Here is a 15,758-nt window from a genome sequence, read left to right as displayed (position 1 = left end):
ACGGATAAAATTAAGAAGAAACCAAGAGAAACGGGGAGTCGCGGGAAATAACGTATTATCCCTTGAAGGAGCGAGAACGGTGCTGTATCGAAATTTAGGTAAACCAATTTTCTTTAAAATGGACCCGGAGAAGGCACATCATCTCGTCATAGGCGGTTTGAACAAAGGGGCCTTGGTTCCGGGCGGCAGTGCGGCCATGCGCTTGATGTACGGCGTCCCAGAGACAGCCGATCTTGCGGTAGACCTGTTCGGTCTGCATTTCCCTACTCCGGTGGGTCTTGCAGCAGGCCTGGATAAGAACGCTGAAGCGGTGGGCGGCTTCTCGTCAATTGGCTTCGGATTTATGGAAGTGGGTACGGTTACGCCCAAGAGCCAACCGGGCAATGACAGCCCGCGGTTATTCCGTCTTCTTCCGGACGAAGCACTGATTAACCGGATGGGCTTCAATAATGAAGGCGCAGAAGCCATGGCCCAGCGGCTGAAGGTGCTGAAGAAACGCAGAATTCCTGTGGCGGTCAATATCGGGCGCAATAAAGTGACCCCAAATGAATCAGCACATGAGGACTACCGGCAGTGTATCCGTACGCTTTATCCGTACGGTGATTTTTTTGTGGTTAATATCAGCTCTCCGAATACACCGGATTTGCGGAGTCTCCAGCATGGCAGTGAATTATCAAACCTGCTGGCCCAAGTGAAAGAGGAAATGGAACTCCAGCGTGAGAAAAGCGGTATGGCCAAAAGTCTGCTGGTCAAGATTGCTCCCGATGTCAGCGACACCGAGCTTGAATATATGGTACATACACTTTCTGAAGCCGGTGTGGACGGTGTGATCGCTACGAACACCACACTTAACCGTGAGGGGCTGAAGAGTGACAAAGCCGGAGAGACAGGGGGCCTCAGCGGCAAACCGCTGCGCGACCGTTCCACAGAGATTATCCGCAGCATTTATCGCCAGACCGGCGGCAAGCTGCCGATTATTGGTTCAGGCGGTATTTTTACCAGCCAGGATGCTTATGACAAAATCCGGGCGGGTGCCAGCCTGGTTGAAATTTATACAGCTCTCATCTATGAAGGACCGGAGGTTAACCGCAGATTGCATGCCGGACTTAGGCAGCTTCTGCGGCGGGACGGATTCCGTAATATCCTAGAAGCGGTGGGCGCTGATCATCACTGAAGGATGAATGGACAGGAGGACGAAGGCGATGGACGGCAGGGACTGGGGAACTTTTTTGCTTCCATATGAACAGACTGTGGAGGAACTCAAGGTTAAATTCAAGACGATGCGCTCGGAGCTCAAGAAGAGAGAGGAATATACGCCGATTGAGTTCGTAACCGGACGCGTGAAGCGGCTGTCCAGCATTCTGGAGAAGGCCAAGCGGCTGAATGTGAAGATGGAAGATCTGGAGACAGGCATTGAGGATATCGCCGGCATACGCATCATGTGCCAATTCGTTGAGGATATCCGCAGAGTGGCGGAGTATATCCGTGCCCGCAAGGATCTTGAAGTGCTTTACGAGAAGGACTACATCACCAATTACAAGGAAAGCGGCTACCGCAGCTTCCATATGATTATTAAATATCCTGTTCAGACGGCTCTGGGGCAAAAGATTGTGCTCGCCGAGATTCAGATCCGCACACTGGCGATGAATTTCTGGGCAACCATCGAGCATTCGCTGAACTATAAATACCGTGAAAGCCTGCCCGATGAAATGCGGGTGCGGCTCAAGACGGCAGCAGAGGCCGCTTCCATACTGGACAGTGAAATGTCCAGCATCCGTGAAGAAATTCTGGAGGCTCAAAAAACCTTCGAAGAAAATTCCAATATGACGACTCAATTGCTCAAGGCGATTCATCAATTGTATTTCTATCATCTGGTGAACGAGGCGATTGAAAGCCAGGAACGTTTCAATGTGATCTGGCAGGCTCAGGATATGGATGCGATGAAGGAATTGCTGGACCATGTGCGTGAGCTGCTCTCTAATGCGAAGAAGGACAGTCTGCCGGATGGTCTATGAACCGCTGTATCTGGCGTACCTGGTCTATTTCAATAGAGACAGAGATTATTTCGAATGTCATGAGGTGCTTGAAGAGCTGTGGCTGGCCAAAGACCGTGATCCGCTGTACAAAGCATTTCTTCAGGTAGCGGTCGGGTTGTATCATTTCCGCAACGGGAATGTGCGCGGCGGGAGGATTATGCTGGGCGGGGCCCATAATGTGCTGCAGAAGTATCCGGATGAAACGCTGGGAATTCATCTTGCGAAGCTTGTACAGGAGACTGGTGAATATGTCCGCAAGCTGGAAGGCTATGATGAACAGCCGTTTCCCTATTATGATCTGACCCTTGAAATTACAGATCCCGGTCTGGAAGAGGCTGTAAAGATTGCAGCTGCCCGGATTACACCCAACTTGCCGCAGCGCAGGGGGCCCCAGCGGCCGGTTCACTCACCCCACCGCAAATGAAGCAATAAATACAGCAAGACAACAAGGAGCACTCCACCGGGGTGTTCCTTGAATTATTCATTCCTACATTCAGAAACAACAAGCAGGAGGAAAGCAACATGGCGGCACAATTGCCCGGCTCGTTCACGCAGCGGATGAAAGAACTGTTGGGAACAGAGTATGAACAGTTTGCGGAGACCTACAAGGAAACTCCTTATGGCGGTATCCGCGCCAATACCTTGAAAATATCGGTGAAGGACCTGCTGGCGCTGGCACCTTTTGAGCTGGAGCCGATTCCCTGGTGTCCGGCCGGGTTCTATACTGGGGAAGGCGCCAGACCCGGTAAACATCCGTATTACCATGCCGGTCTGTATTACATTCAGGAGCCGAGTGCAATGGCTCCTGTAGAGCTGCTTGATGTGCAGCCAGGTGACCGGGTGCTGGATTTATGTGCCGCACCGGGCGGCAAATCTACGCAGATCGCCGCTAAGCTGCAAGGTGAAGGTCTTCTGGTTAGCAATGATCTTCATCCGGAGCGGACCAAGGCTTTGGCTAAAAATTTGGAGCTTTACGGTGTCCGCAACGGCATTGTACTGAATGAAAGCCCCGAACGGATCGCAGCAGCATTCCCCGGGTTCTTTGACCGGATTCTAATCGACGCGCCATGCTCCGGTGAAGGCATGTTCCGCAAGGATGAAGACATGGTGAAGCAGTGGGAGCCGGGAACGCCGGAGAAATATGCGGCGATGCAGCGGGACATTCTTGTCTCAGCCGCTGCGGCGCTGAAGCCCGGCGGGACATTGGTCTATTCGACCTGCACGTTTGCGGTAGAAGAGAATGAGGGGACGATAGCCGGTTTTCTGGCCGCACATCCCCGGTTCTCACCGGTTCCGGCAGGCGGCACAGGCTCTTTCGCGCCGGGGTTCGGCGAATTGCCGGAGACGGCCCGGCTGTGGCCGCATAAGGTCAAGGGCGAGGGGCATTTCATGGCCGTGCTGCGCCATGATGGGAGCCTCGCTCCGGAAGAGGAAGGCGGAGACCGGGACATTGCGCTTGGGATCGCTGCGCGGAACAAATCTGGCAAAGTATCACCTTCAGCTAAAGCTGCTGGAGGTAAAGCGGAAAGAGGACGCGGCGGCAGAGGCGGCCGTGCATTCGGCAAATCCGGCAACGGCTCCGGCAGAGAACAGCAAAGCATAGGAGAAGAGATTCTGCTTGCCGCCTATGCCGATTTCTTCAAGGAGCAGCTCGGCTGGCAACCTGCGGGATATCCCGTATGGTTCGGCGAACATTTGTACATCTCGCCATTGCCGAAGGAAGCATTGGATGGACTGAAGACGATCCGTCCAGGCTGGTATGTAGGTCATGTGCGCAGCGGCCGGTTTATTCCCGGGCATCCGCTCGCTACCGCCCTGCACCCGGAGGAGAGTTGCCGCAGTCTTTCCCTGTCGGGCAGCAGCGGTGAAGCGGTCTCCTATCTTAAGGGCGAAACATTATCCATTCCGGCAGAACGATTGTCTGTGAAGTCAGGCAGTGCACTCAAAGGGTATGTGCTGGTCTGTATCGACGGGTACAGCGCAGGCTGGGCGAAGTGGCAGGACGGAATGCTGAAGAATGAATATCCGGCTGGCTGGAGGTGGACATAAGGCATGGGGGCTTCGGGAAATAACGGTAAGAAACAACGGATCGATAAAGTGCTGTCCCATATGGGCGCAGGTTCCCGCAGTGACATCCGCAAGCAGGCGAAGCAGGGGTTGATTACTGTTAATGGGATGGTGGTAAAGGACAGCGGGTTTCATGTTGACCCCTATCTTGACAGGTTAGAGCTCAATGGGGAGCCGATTCTGTACCGCGAGCATATCTATCTGATGATGAACAAGCCCCCGGGTGTCTTGTCTGCTACAGAAGACAAACGGGACCGGACTGTTCTTGATTTATTGAAACCGGGGTATGCGCAGTTCGAGCCGTTCCCGGTCGGGAGACTGGACAAGGATACGGTTGGACTACTGCTGCTTACCAATGACGGCAAGCTCGCCCATGAGCTGCTATCCCCGCGAAAACATGTGCCGAAGACGTATGAAGCGGTCGTGGAGGGCGAAGTAGACGCAACGGATGTGGCTGCATTTGCCGCCGGTGTGGAGCTGGAAGATGGTTATGTGACTCTCCCGGCACAGCTGAGAATCCTTGGCAGGGAGCGCGGCAGCAATGTCATCTCACAAATCTCCCTAACCCTTACTGAAGGGAAATTCCATCAGGTGAAGCGGATGTTTATTGCGGTTGGCAAAAAAGTGACGTTTCTGAAGCGGGTGTCTATGGGGGATTTGAAGCTGGACGAAAGCCTGCCATTGGGCGCTTGCCGGGAGTTGACGGCAGAAGAGCTGAGTCTGCTCGGTGCAGACGGCCAGGAAACATGAGATATAGCCCCGCTGCTGATTTAATACCGGCTTAATTAAAGTACGTGTCTTAGTTGACGGGGGTTTTGTAAGCTTGCATATATAGATATAAAAGACAGACAAGGATGGTGGGGTATGAGATACAAACTGATTGCGCTGGATGTAGACGGAACACTGTTGAATGATGATCACCACTTAAGTGATGAGAATAAAGAGGCAATTGCTGAGGTTACGCGGCTGGGGGGCCAGATAGTATTATGCACAGGCCGCAGCCCGCAGAACTCGATTCCATTTATGGAAGAAATGGGCCTGTCGGGGTATGTGCTGGGCCACAACGGAGCGGCGACTGTCCGAGTCAATGACCGCAAAGTGCTGCATCAATTTGGGCTGGATGCCCGTGGACTTGACCCTTACATTGAGTATTGCCGGCAGCATGATATCCATTTCGATGTTAATACCGCTTTTGATATGTACGTCGATAATGTGGAGAATTTGACCCAAGAGGCTAATTTTATGTACGAGCACTTCCGGATTATGCCTGCTTCGCTGCCGGCCTGGGATGATTTTCGTGAACCGATTGTAAAATTTACGGTTTTCACCCAGTCGGACATTCTGGATGAAGCACAACGTGAATGGGGTACTTGGACGCAGCAGTACAACATTTTGCGCAGCGGCGAGTTTTTTGTAGACTTCATGCATCCTGAGGCTTCCAAGGGGAATGCGCTGAAGAATCTGGCTGTGCAGCTTGGGATTCCTCAGGAGGAAGTCTTATCCATCGGGAATTATTATAATGATATTTCAATGCTTACCTACGCTGGACTGGGTGTTGCGATGGACAATTCACCACTCGAGGTCAAAGCAGCGGCAAACGCGGTTACTGGAACTAACAACGACAGCGGGGTCCGCGACGCACTGGTGAAGTACTGCCTATCGTAATGCTTGAGAAAATAAGTATGAAGTAAGAATAGTGTGAAGTGAGAATATAAATGTGAAAGCATAGACTAGTGCCCTGAGGCGCTGGTTTATGCTTTTTTTCTGGTAGCTGACGTCTGGCTAGATATAAACAGCCGTGAACTAGAAATGCAAAAAAGCGGCTGCACCGCCCCTTAAAGGGACGGCGGGCCGCTTGGTACCACTGTACGTTGCTGCTCGATCGGAATTAGACAAACAACGAACGGGAAATGATGACAAGTAAAATAAAGAGCACCAAAATCGCACCGGTCGATGTGAAGCCTGGATGTGCACCCATGTCTGATTCCTCCCTTAACTCATGTCTAGTTCCCATGCCGCGCAGTTATGCTGCTGCGTCTTTGGGATAATGTCATCATATGCCGGGGGAGGCATCACGAACCGGTCAGTTGCCTATTGCTCGTCAATATGGGCTTTTAGGATCCGCAGCCCTTTGGGCAGGTGATTCTTCAGTTGACCGGAGCTGGCTTTGCCCCAGCCAACAGGAAGTCCGTCAACCGTGACCAGTGTCCAGCCGTGCAGCTCAGCCGGAACCGGCAGGCTCTCCCCACGCAGCCAGGCCTGAATTTCATGACTATCGGCCGCAAAGTCCCAGCTACGGGCAGCTTGACTGGGCTGAAGAGACATTGCCAGGGCATGTGCCGGTTCGATCCGGTTTTTCTTCAGATGGGCCATATGCAGCCCGGCCCGCGGGATTTTGAGGCCTTCAAGCAGACCGGTATGCAGGCTATCGTTAAATGTCTCCGGGAGCAGATACAAGGATTCTCCAAAGAGCAGAGGTACACCCTGGCTGGTGAATCCTGGCAGATGCTCCGCTGCCCAGCCCAGAAACTGCTGGTAAGCATCGCGCACGGAGGAGGTTGTTCGCGGGCTGTTTTTGCCCCGTCCGCTGTCCCGTTTGCTGCGGCTATTCGCAGTTTCTTCTGCAGGTGCCTTGCGCAGCAGGGCGACGAAATGTCCTTCACCTTTCTCCAGATGCGGCCAGAGGCGTTTCTCGGCAATCAGCTCCATATCGGGATAGTGCTCTATAAACCGGGCGATGGTATCTTCATTCTCGCTGCGGTTGAAGGTACAGGTTGAATACGCCAGGCTGCCGCCAGGTTTCAGCATGATATAGGCATCCTGCAAAATATCCCATTGTCTTGCCGCACACATCTCGATATGCCCCGGAGACCATTCGCTTACAGCAGCAGGATCTTTGCGGAACATACCTTCACCAGAACAGGGGGCATCCAGCATAATCCGGTCGAAGACCTGCGGGAAACGCCGTGACAGCTCCCCTGGAGCTGCGCTGGTCACCAGTGCATGGGAGATGCCGTGGCGTTCGACGTTTTCGGCCAGAATTTTGGCCCGCTCGGGATGGATCTCATTGGACACAAGCAGACCTTGTCCCTGCATTAGAGAGGCGATATGTGTCGTCTTTCCGCCGGGAGCGGCGGCAAGATCCAGCACGGTCTCACCGGGAAGCGGCCCCAGCAGCTCGGCCGCGGACATTGCCGAGGGCTCCTGAATATAATATAGTCCGGCGGTATGGTAGGGATGTCGTCCGGGCCGGGCGGGATGTTCGTAATAATACCCTGAGTGGCACCAAGGTACCGGTGTAAGGCCGAATAAGGAAACCGCATGTTCGGCAGCGCGGATGCCGGTTCCAAGCCGGCTTTTTAAAGTGTTGAATCGCAGACCCTGGGTCCGCAGCAAAGTATAGCTTTGCAGAAAAGTGTCCGCCTCCTGCCCCAGCATTTCTCTCATGGCAGTGGTATAAGCGGCGGGCAGCTGTTCTTCCGTCATCATTCATTCTCCTCTTGTCAAAATCAATTCAGGCTCAAGCGTTCTTCTTGGTTGCTGTTTCAGGTGGATACCGATAAAATCAAGGTAGGGGACCTTAGCGTACCAGTAATTGTACATATTTATTACTATATCATAATTGCCGGGTCTCACCGTAATCAGGGCAATTGTAAAGGGGATGTACCAGATGAACTTACTGCAAGCGCTATTCTTCCCGCCGGAACAGCCCGGTGGTGTATCTTCAATGATTCCTTATCTCCAGGAACGTTTCCGTTCCAGCCGCTGGGATATGGATCTCTTCTGGTTGCCCAAACGGATTCGCGGCAAGGGGCGCGAAGAGATTGTATTTGAGACCTTCGATTGGACTAAGTATGGCGAAAGTCCGGTTGTACAAAAATATATTCAGACCTACCGCGATTACCTATGGTGGACGAAGCTGAGGATGAGTAAAAAGTATGATCTGATCCATGCCCATCATCCGATTGCCGGTCTGGCAATGAAAAAGATCTATCCGGAAATCCCGCTGATCCAGACCCTGCATTCCAGCTATGAACGTGAGCTGATTCTGAATGGAATCATTGAAGAAGGCGGTCCGGAGCATCAATTTCTTGTCTCGGTATACCGTGAGCTGGAGCATGTCAGTGACCGCCTGATGACGGTTTCACGCTCTTTTGCCGATTATTTGGCGCCATACATTGACCAGCCTTCGAGCGTAGGCATCATTCCAAACGGCTTCGATGAGAAAAGATTCAAGCCTGTTCCGCATGACAACATCATCCCGCAATTGGTGACCGTAACCCGGCTTGTGCCGGCCAAAGGGATAGATACGTTGTTTAAAGCTTGTGCCGAGCTGAACAAACGGGGCCATGAGTACGTGCTGCACATCATTGGGGATGGTCCCAGCCGCGGCGAGCTGGAGTCATTAGCCCAGAATCTGGGCATCTATAATGAGACGATTTTTTACGGATACACTTTACACCCGGAAGAATTTATGCCTTTCTTTGATATTTTTGTACTCCCTTCACGCGCGGAAGCCTTTGGCTCAGTGTTTGCGGAGGCGGCGCTTAGCTGTCTGGCTCTTGTCGGCACGAATGTGGGAGGGATTCCGGAACAAATTGAGGACGGGGTAAACGGACTTCTGGTCAATCCTGACGATGAGGTGGCATTGGCGGATGCGCTGGAAAAAGTAATCAGCGATCCGGGTTACCGCTATGAGCTGTCCCGTTCGGCTTGGGATAAAGCAAAAAGCCTGTATTCGCTGACCCGGGTGGCCAATGAGCTCAAAAAAACCTATCTGCAATATCAGCCGGGAACGAAAGGGTGAGCAGATGATTCCTTTTCGTTTCCTGCATGCCGCGGATCTCCACCTAGACAGCCGTTTTGCCGGATTGGCGCAGCTTCCGCAGGCTATACGCTCCTATTTACGGGAGTCTACCTTCGCCGCCCTCGGGCGGCTTGTTAACGTAGCCGTTCATGAAGAAGTTGATTTTGTGGTCATTAGCGGGGATGTGTACGATGTCTCCGATGCTTCGCTTCAGGGACAGCTCCGGTTTCAGGAAGCGCTGCAGGAATTGGGAAGGCATGGCATCCAGGTCTTCCTGATTCATGGCAACCATGATCCGCTCGATGGGCCGCGTCTGGCAACAGAACCGCCGGAGCATGTTACTGTATTCAGTTCAGGAGACCCGGGACAGGCCATCGCCCGCCGCCGGAGCGACGGGAAGGAAGCTGCTGTGGTCAGCGGAATTTCCTATCCAACAGCAAAGGTAACGGAGAATACAGCCTTGAAATTTAGCCGCAGGACCGGAAGCAGCCTGTTTCATATTGCGCTGCTGCATGGCAACGTGGATGGGGATCTTCAGCACGAAACCTATTCCCCCTGCACCCGCAAGGATTTGATCAGCCGGGGATTTGACTATTGGGCGCTGGGACATATACATAAACGCAGTATTCTGCATGAGCGCCCGTCTATTGTGTATCCGGGCAATATCCAGGGCCGCAGCATTAAAGAGACCGGACCCAAAGGTTGTTATGTGGTGAATGTGGATGAAGCAGGAGCTGCATCGCTCCAGTTTCATGAACTGGATTCCGTCCGCTGGCAGGTGAGGGAGATTTCCATTGAAGGCTTGGCGGATGAGGTGAAATGGATTGAAGCTGTCGAGCAGGCAGTTGAGGAAATCAGGAATGAGCTTCCGCAAATGATGTCGGTTGTGCGGTTTCGGCTTACAGGCAGGGGAGGCGTGCACAGGATACTGGCAGAAAAGGGTGCAGCGGATGATTTGCTCTCTGAGCTGCAGCGGCGTGAGGCGAAACGTGCGGAGCGGAAAGAATATGCCGGTCTCGTGTGGACAGAGGGTTTCTCGGTGGAAACAGGTCTGGCGATAGACCGGGAACGGCTGCTGCAGGAGGACAGCTTCCTGGGTGAAATGCTGCGGCTGTCGGGGCGCAGCGGGGAGACGGCGGAAGGACTGGATGAACTGATTGGAAGTGCATTGAAGCCGCTCATGGAGAACCAGGAGCTCCGCAGACTGCTGTCCATGGCAGATGAAGAGGAGAAACGGGGCTGGCTGAAAAGCGCGTCAGAGCTGGGGATTACACTGCTTAGCGGGGTGGAAGAGACCGCTGAGGGGGAGAAAGCAGACATCAGACTGCCAGGTGCAACGGATACAGCCAGCGAAGGGACCGGGCATTCCACCGACCGGCAGGAGCGGGGGAGTACAGGATGAAGATACAGCATGTGCAGATCGGAGGCTTCGGGCGTCTGCATAACCGGGAACTGGAGCTGCAGGAAGGCGTAACTGTTCTGTTTGGACGTAATGAGGCCGGTAAAAGCACTACGCTGCAGTTCATCCGGGCGATGCTTTTTGGGATCCCGACCAGGGTGAATCTGGCGGAAAGATATGAGCCCGCACAGGGTGGTCTGCATGGCGGCATGCTGACGGCGAATGACGGGCAGGGAGGCCTATGGAGAATCCGCCGTTATGCCGCAGGTGGAGAGACGGCGGGACGCAGCGAAAAGCTGAACATTACCGTCAGCTATCCGGATGGACGGTCCGAGGAAGTGGGGCAAGCGGAAATGGAGCGGCGTCTGCTCGGCGGCATTTCCAGAAGCATGTTCCGGCAGCTGTTTGCCGTGTCGCTGGACGAGCTTCAGGAGCTTGGGGCACTGCAGTCCGAGGAGATGAGCAGCTACCTGTTCCATGCCGGGATGGGCGGTGGCGGCGAAATTATGCGGGCCGAACGGCGATTGATCCAGGAAGCCGAGAAGCTGTATAAACCGCGCGGGAAAGTGCAGGATGCGGCCAAAATCCTGCAAAGCATCGACAAGCTTGAACGTGAAATGGCTGAGAGCCGTTCTTATCTTCCCCGGTATAATGAGAATACTGCTGCTTTGGAAAATGCGCAGCTGGAGCTGGCGGGGCTGGAAAAGTTGCGGACTTCCACCGGGGAGATGCTGGTCAAACTGCGGAAGGTGCAGGACATCCGCGAGCTGTGGCTGAAGTGGCGGGAAGCGGGGCTGGAGCTGGCAGAGCTGCCGGTGATTGAGGTCTTTCCGGAGAACGGTGCAGTTCGCTGGCAGTCCCTTGAAGGGGAGATCCGCAGCAGCGAAGCAGCGGTATTCCGCATGGAGCGTCTGGAGCAGGAGCTTATCGCTGAGCTTGCCCAGCATCCGCCGGATCTGATGCTGATTGCTCAAGGACCAGCACTTGAGCGTCTGGACCGCCGGCGTTCCAGTTATGAGGACCGGAGGGCGGAACGGCAGCGTCTCACGGGCGAGCTTGCTGCGCTGCATGAGCATCTGGAGCGCATCCTGCGCGGGATTGGCGCAGGCTGGAGCCCGGCTGAGCTGGCGGACTTCTCCGGTGCGGCGGCGGACCGTGAAGCCGCACGGCGCTTCGCGGCATCCTTCGCCGGGTATGACCGGCGGATGGAAGCGCGTGAGGCGGAGCGGCAGAGCCTCCGCTCCCGTCTCGCCGCCGCGGGCGCTGCGCTGCAGGCGGCGGAACGTTCGCTTGCGCGCGAGCACGCAAGCGGCGCCGCGGACTTCGCGGGCCTCGCCCCGCGCAGCCCGCGTGAAGTGCTGCAGCTGTGGGACGAGCTGCAGCAGGCCGCCGAGCGCTGGCGCGAAGCGCAGCTCGGCGGGGCAGGGCCGCTACGCGGCCCCGGCGCCGGTGGCGGCTCCGGCGCGGGAGAGCGCCGGGCTGCGCTGTACCGGCGCTTGCTTGCGGCAGGCGCAGCGCTAACGCTGCTGCTGCCGGCCGCGCTGTACCTGACCGGTGCGCCGCCGGTCAGCGCCTGGACCGCGCTCGGCCTGCTGGCCGCCGCGGACCTGGCTCTGTGGGCCGGTCTGCGCGCCGCGCGCAGACCGGAAACGTCCCCGCTGGAGCATGGCGGGGACGGGAGCGTGGCCGCAGCGGAAATGCTGCGGCTGCGCGGGCTGCTGCTCTCCGGTGCGGAGCCGGAGAGTGCTTTGAGCCGGCCGGGCCGCAGGCCGGCGGCAGCGCCCAGCCCTGAAGCAAGCGGGCTGGAGGCTGGCATGAAGGAGCTTCGCAGGCTCATGGAAGCCTGGAATGCCTGGCGGCAGCGTGTGGAACGGCTGGCTGGCGAGCGGGACACCTGCCTGACAGAGGTAGAGACGCTCTCCGGGCAGGAGCGGGCGCTGGCCGAAGAGATGGACCGTGCTGAGGCTGAATTTACCCAGCTGGATGAGAGCTATGAAACATGGCTGCGCCAGCACAGATTGCCGGAAGGCTTGTCGCCCGAAGGGCTGCCGGATATATTCGCCAGAGTGGAGCAGGGGAACGAGCTGCTGCGCCAGGAGAGCAAACTGGCGGCACGGCTTAAGGAGCTGCAAGAAGAGTGTGCTGTTTATGAACAAGAATGCCTGAATTTATGGCATGAGGCAGCAACGGAGGGCGAACTGTCGTCAGCTGCCGCCGACAACGCTGCAGCAAAATCAGCAGGTCCCTCGGGTTTGTTGCCATCCGTAAATTCTGAAATTTTATCCCTGAACGATACTGCAAGTACAGGGAATACACAGGTTCTGCCATTATTGGAACCTGCCGCTGGAACTGCCGCGCTCACCTTGCTGAGCTGGCTGGAGATCAGGAAGCGGGATTGGGACCAGCTCAAGACGGAACTGCTCCGCCGGGAAGCTGCCCAAGAGCGGCTGCATGAAGTACAGGCAGAGCTTGCCGGGGGCCGTCAAGCGCTTGAGGTATTGAATGAGCGCAGCGGCAGATTGCTGCAGGAGGGCGGTGCTGCGGATGGCGAGGAATTTCTGCGCCGTTCGTCAGCCGTGTTGCGGCGTCTGGAGCTGACCAGATCGATCCGCCAGTGGGAGCTGGCCATGTTCGGCGGATGGGAGAACGGGGAAGCGGCCGAACTGCAGAAGCTGCTGGAGCATCATGATGCTGCTGCGCTGGAGAGGGAACGGTCCGCAGCGGAGGATGCTGCGGCAAGTATTGAGGAAGAACGTAACGCGCTGCTTCAGCACCGGGGCAAGCTGCTGCAGGAGCGCGAGTATTTGAAGGAGCGCTGTATGGAAGACACAGTGCTCCAGCAATTGGAGGAGCAGCGGGCGGCGCTGAAGATTCTGGCCGGACAGTATGCTGTATCAGCCTTGGCTGCCGAACTGATGGGGAGGACGCGCCGCATCTACGAGCAGGAGAAGCAGCCGCAGGTACTGCAGCTGGCTTCGGTGTATTTCAACAAGCTGACGGAAGGCGAATACCTGAGAATCGTGATGACGCTTGGGCACAAGGAGTTGAAGGCGGAGCATAAGGATGCCGGCCTTCTGGACAGCGGACTGCTCAGCCGGGGAACGGCGGAGCAGCTGTATCTGGCTATCCGCCTGGCTTTGGCAGAGACGATGACCCGCCAGGCCAGCCTGCCGCTGCTCTTCGATGACCTGTTCGTCAACTTTGATGAACGCCGCCTGCATGCGGCACTGGCACTGATCGGTGAATTGTCGGTTTCCCGGCAGATTGTCATGATGACCTGCCACCGGCATGTAGCCGAAGCGGCTGCACGTTTGATACCAGCAGCCGCTGTGATCTCTGTATAGAAGCTGTACGGCTGCGAACCAAGCGGCCGTAAGGATCTTTAAATTAAAAGATATTATGCTTCACGATATAAATTATCCTTCTATTTCTCGCTGAAGTGGATTCATCCGGAGGGAACAGTTGCTTCATCCTTCCAGCTGTTATTTCCGTGTGATCCGAATCACCGGTTTGACAGCTACAATAGTGATGGCTTTGCCTTCCGGGCCGGAAGGGTCAGCTATCGGGGGCGGAGGAGACATAGGCGCGCGCAGCAGCATAATAACCCAGACTAGCGCCAAGGCACCGAATATAGGGTAGAAAACTCCCAATAGTGAGCTGAAGCCAAATTGGCTGAATAAATAACAGATCAGCATCAGCAGGGGAGTGACGAGGGACGGGGCAATGGGCAGATGCTGCTTAAGCTGTACTCCGACTCCATAGATGTTGGCTACAAAAGTGCTGAAGATCTCCAGAAAGATCAGCAGCAGATAAATGCTCTGCACAAGGGGGCCTAGCCGGAAGGCGATGCTGCCCATAGGGATTTCAAACTGCAGGATGCCAGGCATTTGCGAGCTCATGGCAAAATGAGCGGCCAGCAGCATGAACCCGATCCCTGCCCCGCCGAGGATGCCGCCCCGCACCAGGGATTTTTCATCATCGGTATGGCGGGCCAGCGGAACAAGCACGGCTTGGGCCATCCCGAGGTTGAAGGCGGTATAGAGCAGTGGCGACATCCATGCTCCGAAGATGCTGCGGTCGGTTTCAAGAAACAGAAAGCGCCCTGCTCCCGGCACACCGAGCGTATTGGAAATGATGATTAACGACAAAGTAAGCATTAAGGGGACGACAACACTGTTGATTTGCAGGATACCGGAAATTCCACGTTTCAGTAAAAAGTATGAGCCGAATATTGTAATCAACAGACCTGCCTGGAACGGCAATCCCAGATTCTCCTGAAATATTGCCCCTGCCCCTGCCAGCATGATGCTGTTGACTGCGACGAGAACGATCAAGGTAAAGAGGCTGATGCTGCTGCCAACCCGCTCTCCGAAGAGATGGCGGTTAAAGTCTTCATAAGAATCGGCTTCGATGCGCCGGGCAATCACCATCATTTTGGTGCCCAGCCAAATAAAGAGCACCGTCGCGAGCAGAATGGTTAATACCGCCCAGTGGCCGTACCGGGTGAAAAACCTTAGGATTTCCTGGCCGGTGGCAAATCCGGCGCCTACAATGGTGCCAATATAAGTGAAAGCGATTTGCAACGTGCGGACATGGGATTTCATGGCTCGCCTCCTTCAATGCTATGAATATAAAAAATGGGCACCGCCCGCAGGATTGCCTTGTGCAGTCCATATAGTACAGGTTATGATGAGGAACAGAAGGACATGACTTCCGCCTAATGGCAAATGGGTGTATTAGAGTGGAACGTCTGGAATTATAAAGGGTAATGGAGGTTCAAAGTTATGGAAGTATTGAAACAGCGGATTTTGCAGGAAGGGGTCGTCGTTTCGGATCAGGTGCTGAAATTGGACGGTCTGCTCAACCATCAGGTGGATCCCATGCTGACGATGGAAATGGGACGGGAGTTTGCCGGGAGATTTGCGGACGCCGGAGTTACGCGGGTAGTTACCGTGGAGTCCTCGGGTATTGCCGTGGCATTTGCCACCGCTTATGAAATGAAGGTGCCGCTTGTATTTGCCCGCCGCAAAAAAACATTGCTCGCCGATCCCGATGCTTTATGCGAAAGAGTACCATCGTTCACCAAGGGAATCGTTACTGATATTATGTTGTCCCGCCAGTATATCTCCCCGGATGATAAGATTCTTTTTATTGATGATATTATCGCCAATGGTGATGCTGCGCGCGGACTGATCAAGATCATCCAGCGTTCAGGGGCCGAGCTGGTTGGACTGGGCGTAGTGGTGGAAAAAAGCTTTCAGGCAGGAGCCCGCACCATCCGGGAACAGGGCATCCGTCTGGAGTCGCTGGTCAGAATTATGTCTCTAAGTGAAGGAACAATAGTCTTTGGCGACTAAGCAGTGGCAATTAATAGGTGTATAGCCTATTTTTAAAACATCTGCTTTTCACCCTATGACTTTTCCTTTATAATAAATATTAGACATAGGAG

General features: G+C 55.0%; 13 protein-coding genes. 10 read left to right on the top strand and 3 right to left on the bottom strand.

Features of this window, described 5'->3' with window-relative positions:
* The first annotated feature begins 79 nt into the window (after positions 1 to 79).
* The 6 genes from AC3WT9_RS10075 (at position 80) to AC3WT9_RS10050 (ending at position 5,768) form a co-directional block, all read left to right on the top strand.
* Positions 80 to 1,174: a quinone-dependent dihydroorotate dehydrogenase gene (locus AC3WT9_RS10075; protein ID WP_341091906.1), complete on the top strand. Its 1,095-nt coding sequence runs from the start codon at positions 80 to 82 to the stop codon at positions 1,172 to 1,174.
* A 28-nt stretch (positions 1,175 to 1,202) separates the two neighbouring features.
* Positions 1,203 to 2,015 carry a GTP diphosphokinase gene (yjbM, locus tag AC3WT9_RS10070; protein WP_038589698.1) on the top strand — a complete coding sequence of 271 codons (813 nt, stop codon included), beginning with the start codon at positions 1,203 to 1,205 and terminating at the stop codon, positions 2,013 to 2,015.
* A complete protein-coding gene (locus AC3WT9_RS10065) occupies positions 1,981 to 2,460 on the top strand; it encodes a DUF309 domain-containing protein (protein ID WP_341091909.1) in 480 nt (159 codons plus the stop codon). Before yjbM ends, AC3WT9_RS10065 begins: the two co-directional genes overlap by 35 nt.
* A gap of 98 nt (positions 2,461 to 2,558) precedes the next feature.
* Complete coding sequence (locus AC3WT9_RS10060; protein WP_492407560.1) at positions 2,559 to 4,085, top strand: RsmB/NOP family class I SAM-dependent RNA methyltransferase; 1,527 nt, start codon at positions 2,559 to 2,561, stop codon at positions 4,083 to 4,085.
* 3 nt (positions 4,086 to 4,088) lie between these two features.
* Complete coding sequence (locus tag AC3WT9_RS10055) at positions 4,089 to 4,853, top strand: pseudouridine synthase (protein WP_492407559.1); 765 nt, start codon at positions 4,089 to 4,091, stop codon at positions 4,851 to 4,853.
* A gap of 114 nt (positions 4,854 to 4,967) precedes the next feature.
* A complete protein-coding gene (locus tag AC3WT9_RS10050; RefSeq protein WP_341091916.1) occupies positions 4,968 to 5,768 on the top strand; it encodes a Cof-type HAD-IIB family hydrolase in 801 nt (266 codons plus the stop codon).
* A 223-nt stretch (positions 5,769 to 5,991) separates the two neighbouring features.
* Here AC3WT9_RS10050 and AC3WT9_RS10045 read toward each other — a convergent pair whose 3' ends face one another.
* Together AC3WT9_RS10045 and AC3WT9_RS10040 are read right to left on the bottom strand one after the other, a co-directional pair.
* Positions 5,992 to 6,081: a YjcZ family sporulation protein gene (locus AC3WT9_RS10045; protein ID WP_218642532.1), complete on the bottom strand. Its 90-nt coding sequence runs from the start codon at positions 6,079 to 6,081 to the stop codon at positions 5,992 to 5,994.
* A 113-nt stretch (positions 6,082 to 6,194) separates the two neighbouring features.
* Positions 6,195 to 7,589 carry an RsmF rRNA methyltransferase first C-terminal domain-containing protein gene (locus AC3WT9_RS10040; protein ID WP_492407583.1) on the bottom strand — a complete coding sequence of 465 codons (1,395 nt, stop codon included), beginning with the start codon at positions 7,587 to 7,589 and terminating at the stop codon, positions 6,195 to 6,197.
* A gap of 184 nt (positions 7,590 to 7,773) precedes the next feature.
* Here AC3WT9_RS10040 and AC3WT9_RS10035 point away from each other — a divergent pair, with 184 nt between their 5' ends.
* Genes AC3WT9_RS10035 through AC3WT9_RS10025 form a run of 3 tightly spaced genes read left to right on the top strand, consistent with a single transcriptional unit; the run spans position 7,774 to position 13,653 of the window.
* Positions 7,774 to 8,910 carry a glycosyltransferase family 4 protein gene (locus AC3WT9_RS10035; protein WP_341091921.1) on the top strand — a complete coding sequence of 379 codons (1,137 nt, stop codon included), beginning with the start codon at positions 7,774 to 7,776 and terminating at the stop codon, positions 8,908 to 8,910.
* Positions 8,861 to 10,312, top strand: a complete 1,452-nt coding sequence (locus tag AC3WT9_RS10030) for a metallophosphoesterase family protein (RefSeq protein ID WP_341091923.1) — start codon at positions 8,861 to 8,863, stop codon at positions 10,310 to 10,312. Before AC3WT9_RS10035 ends, AC3WT9_RS10030 begins: the two co-directional genes overlap by 50 nt.
* Entirely contained in the window at positions 10,309 to 13,653 is a 3,345-nt protein-coding gene (locus tag AC3WT9_RS10025) for an AAA family ATPase (RefSeq protein ID WP_492407558.1), read from the top strand. Before AC3WT9_RS10030 ends, AC3WT9_RS10025 begins: the two co-directional genes overlap by 4 nt.
* Before the next feature lie 138 nt (positions 13,654 to 13,791).
* Here AC3WT9_RS10025 and AC3WT9_RS10020 read toward each other — a convergent pair whose 3' ends face one another.
* The gene (locus tag AC3WT9_RS10020) at positions 13,792 to 14,913 is read right to left on the bottom strand and encodes a YkvI family membrane protein (protein WP_492407557.1); all 1,122 of its coding nucleotides are present in this window, start codon (positions 14,911 to 14,913) and stop codon (positions 13,792 to 13,794) included.
* Positions 14,914 to 15,093: 180 nt separating this feature from the next.
* On the opposite strand from AC3WT9_RS10020, the gene AC3WT9_RS10015 reads away from it, so the two are divergent.
* Positions 15,094 to 15,666: a xanthine phosphoribosyltransferase gene (locus AC3WT9_RS10015; RefSeq protein ID WP_038589705.1), complete on the top strand. Its 573-nt coding sequence runs from the start codon at positions 15,094 to 15,096 to the stop codon at positions 15,664 to 15,666.
* The last annotated feature ends 92 nt before the right edge of the window (positions 15,667 to 15,758 follow it).

It is taken from the genome of Paenibacillus sp. EB106-06-01-XG199 (genome assembly GCF_058791575.1).
This window is presented reverse-complemented; position numbering and strand designations above follow the sequence as displayed.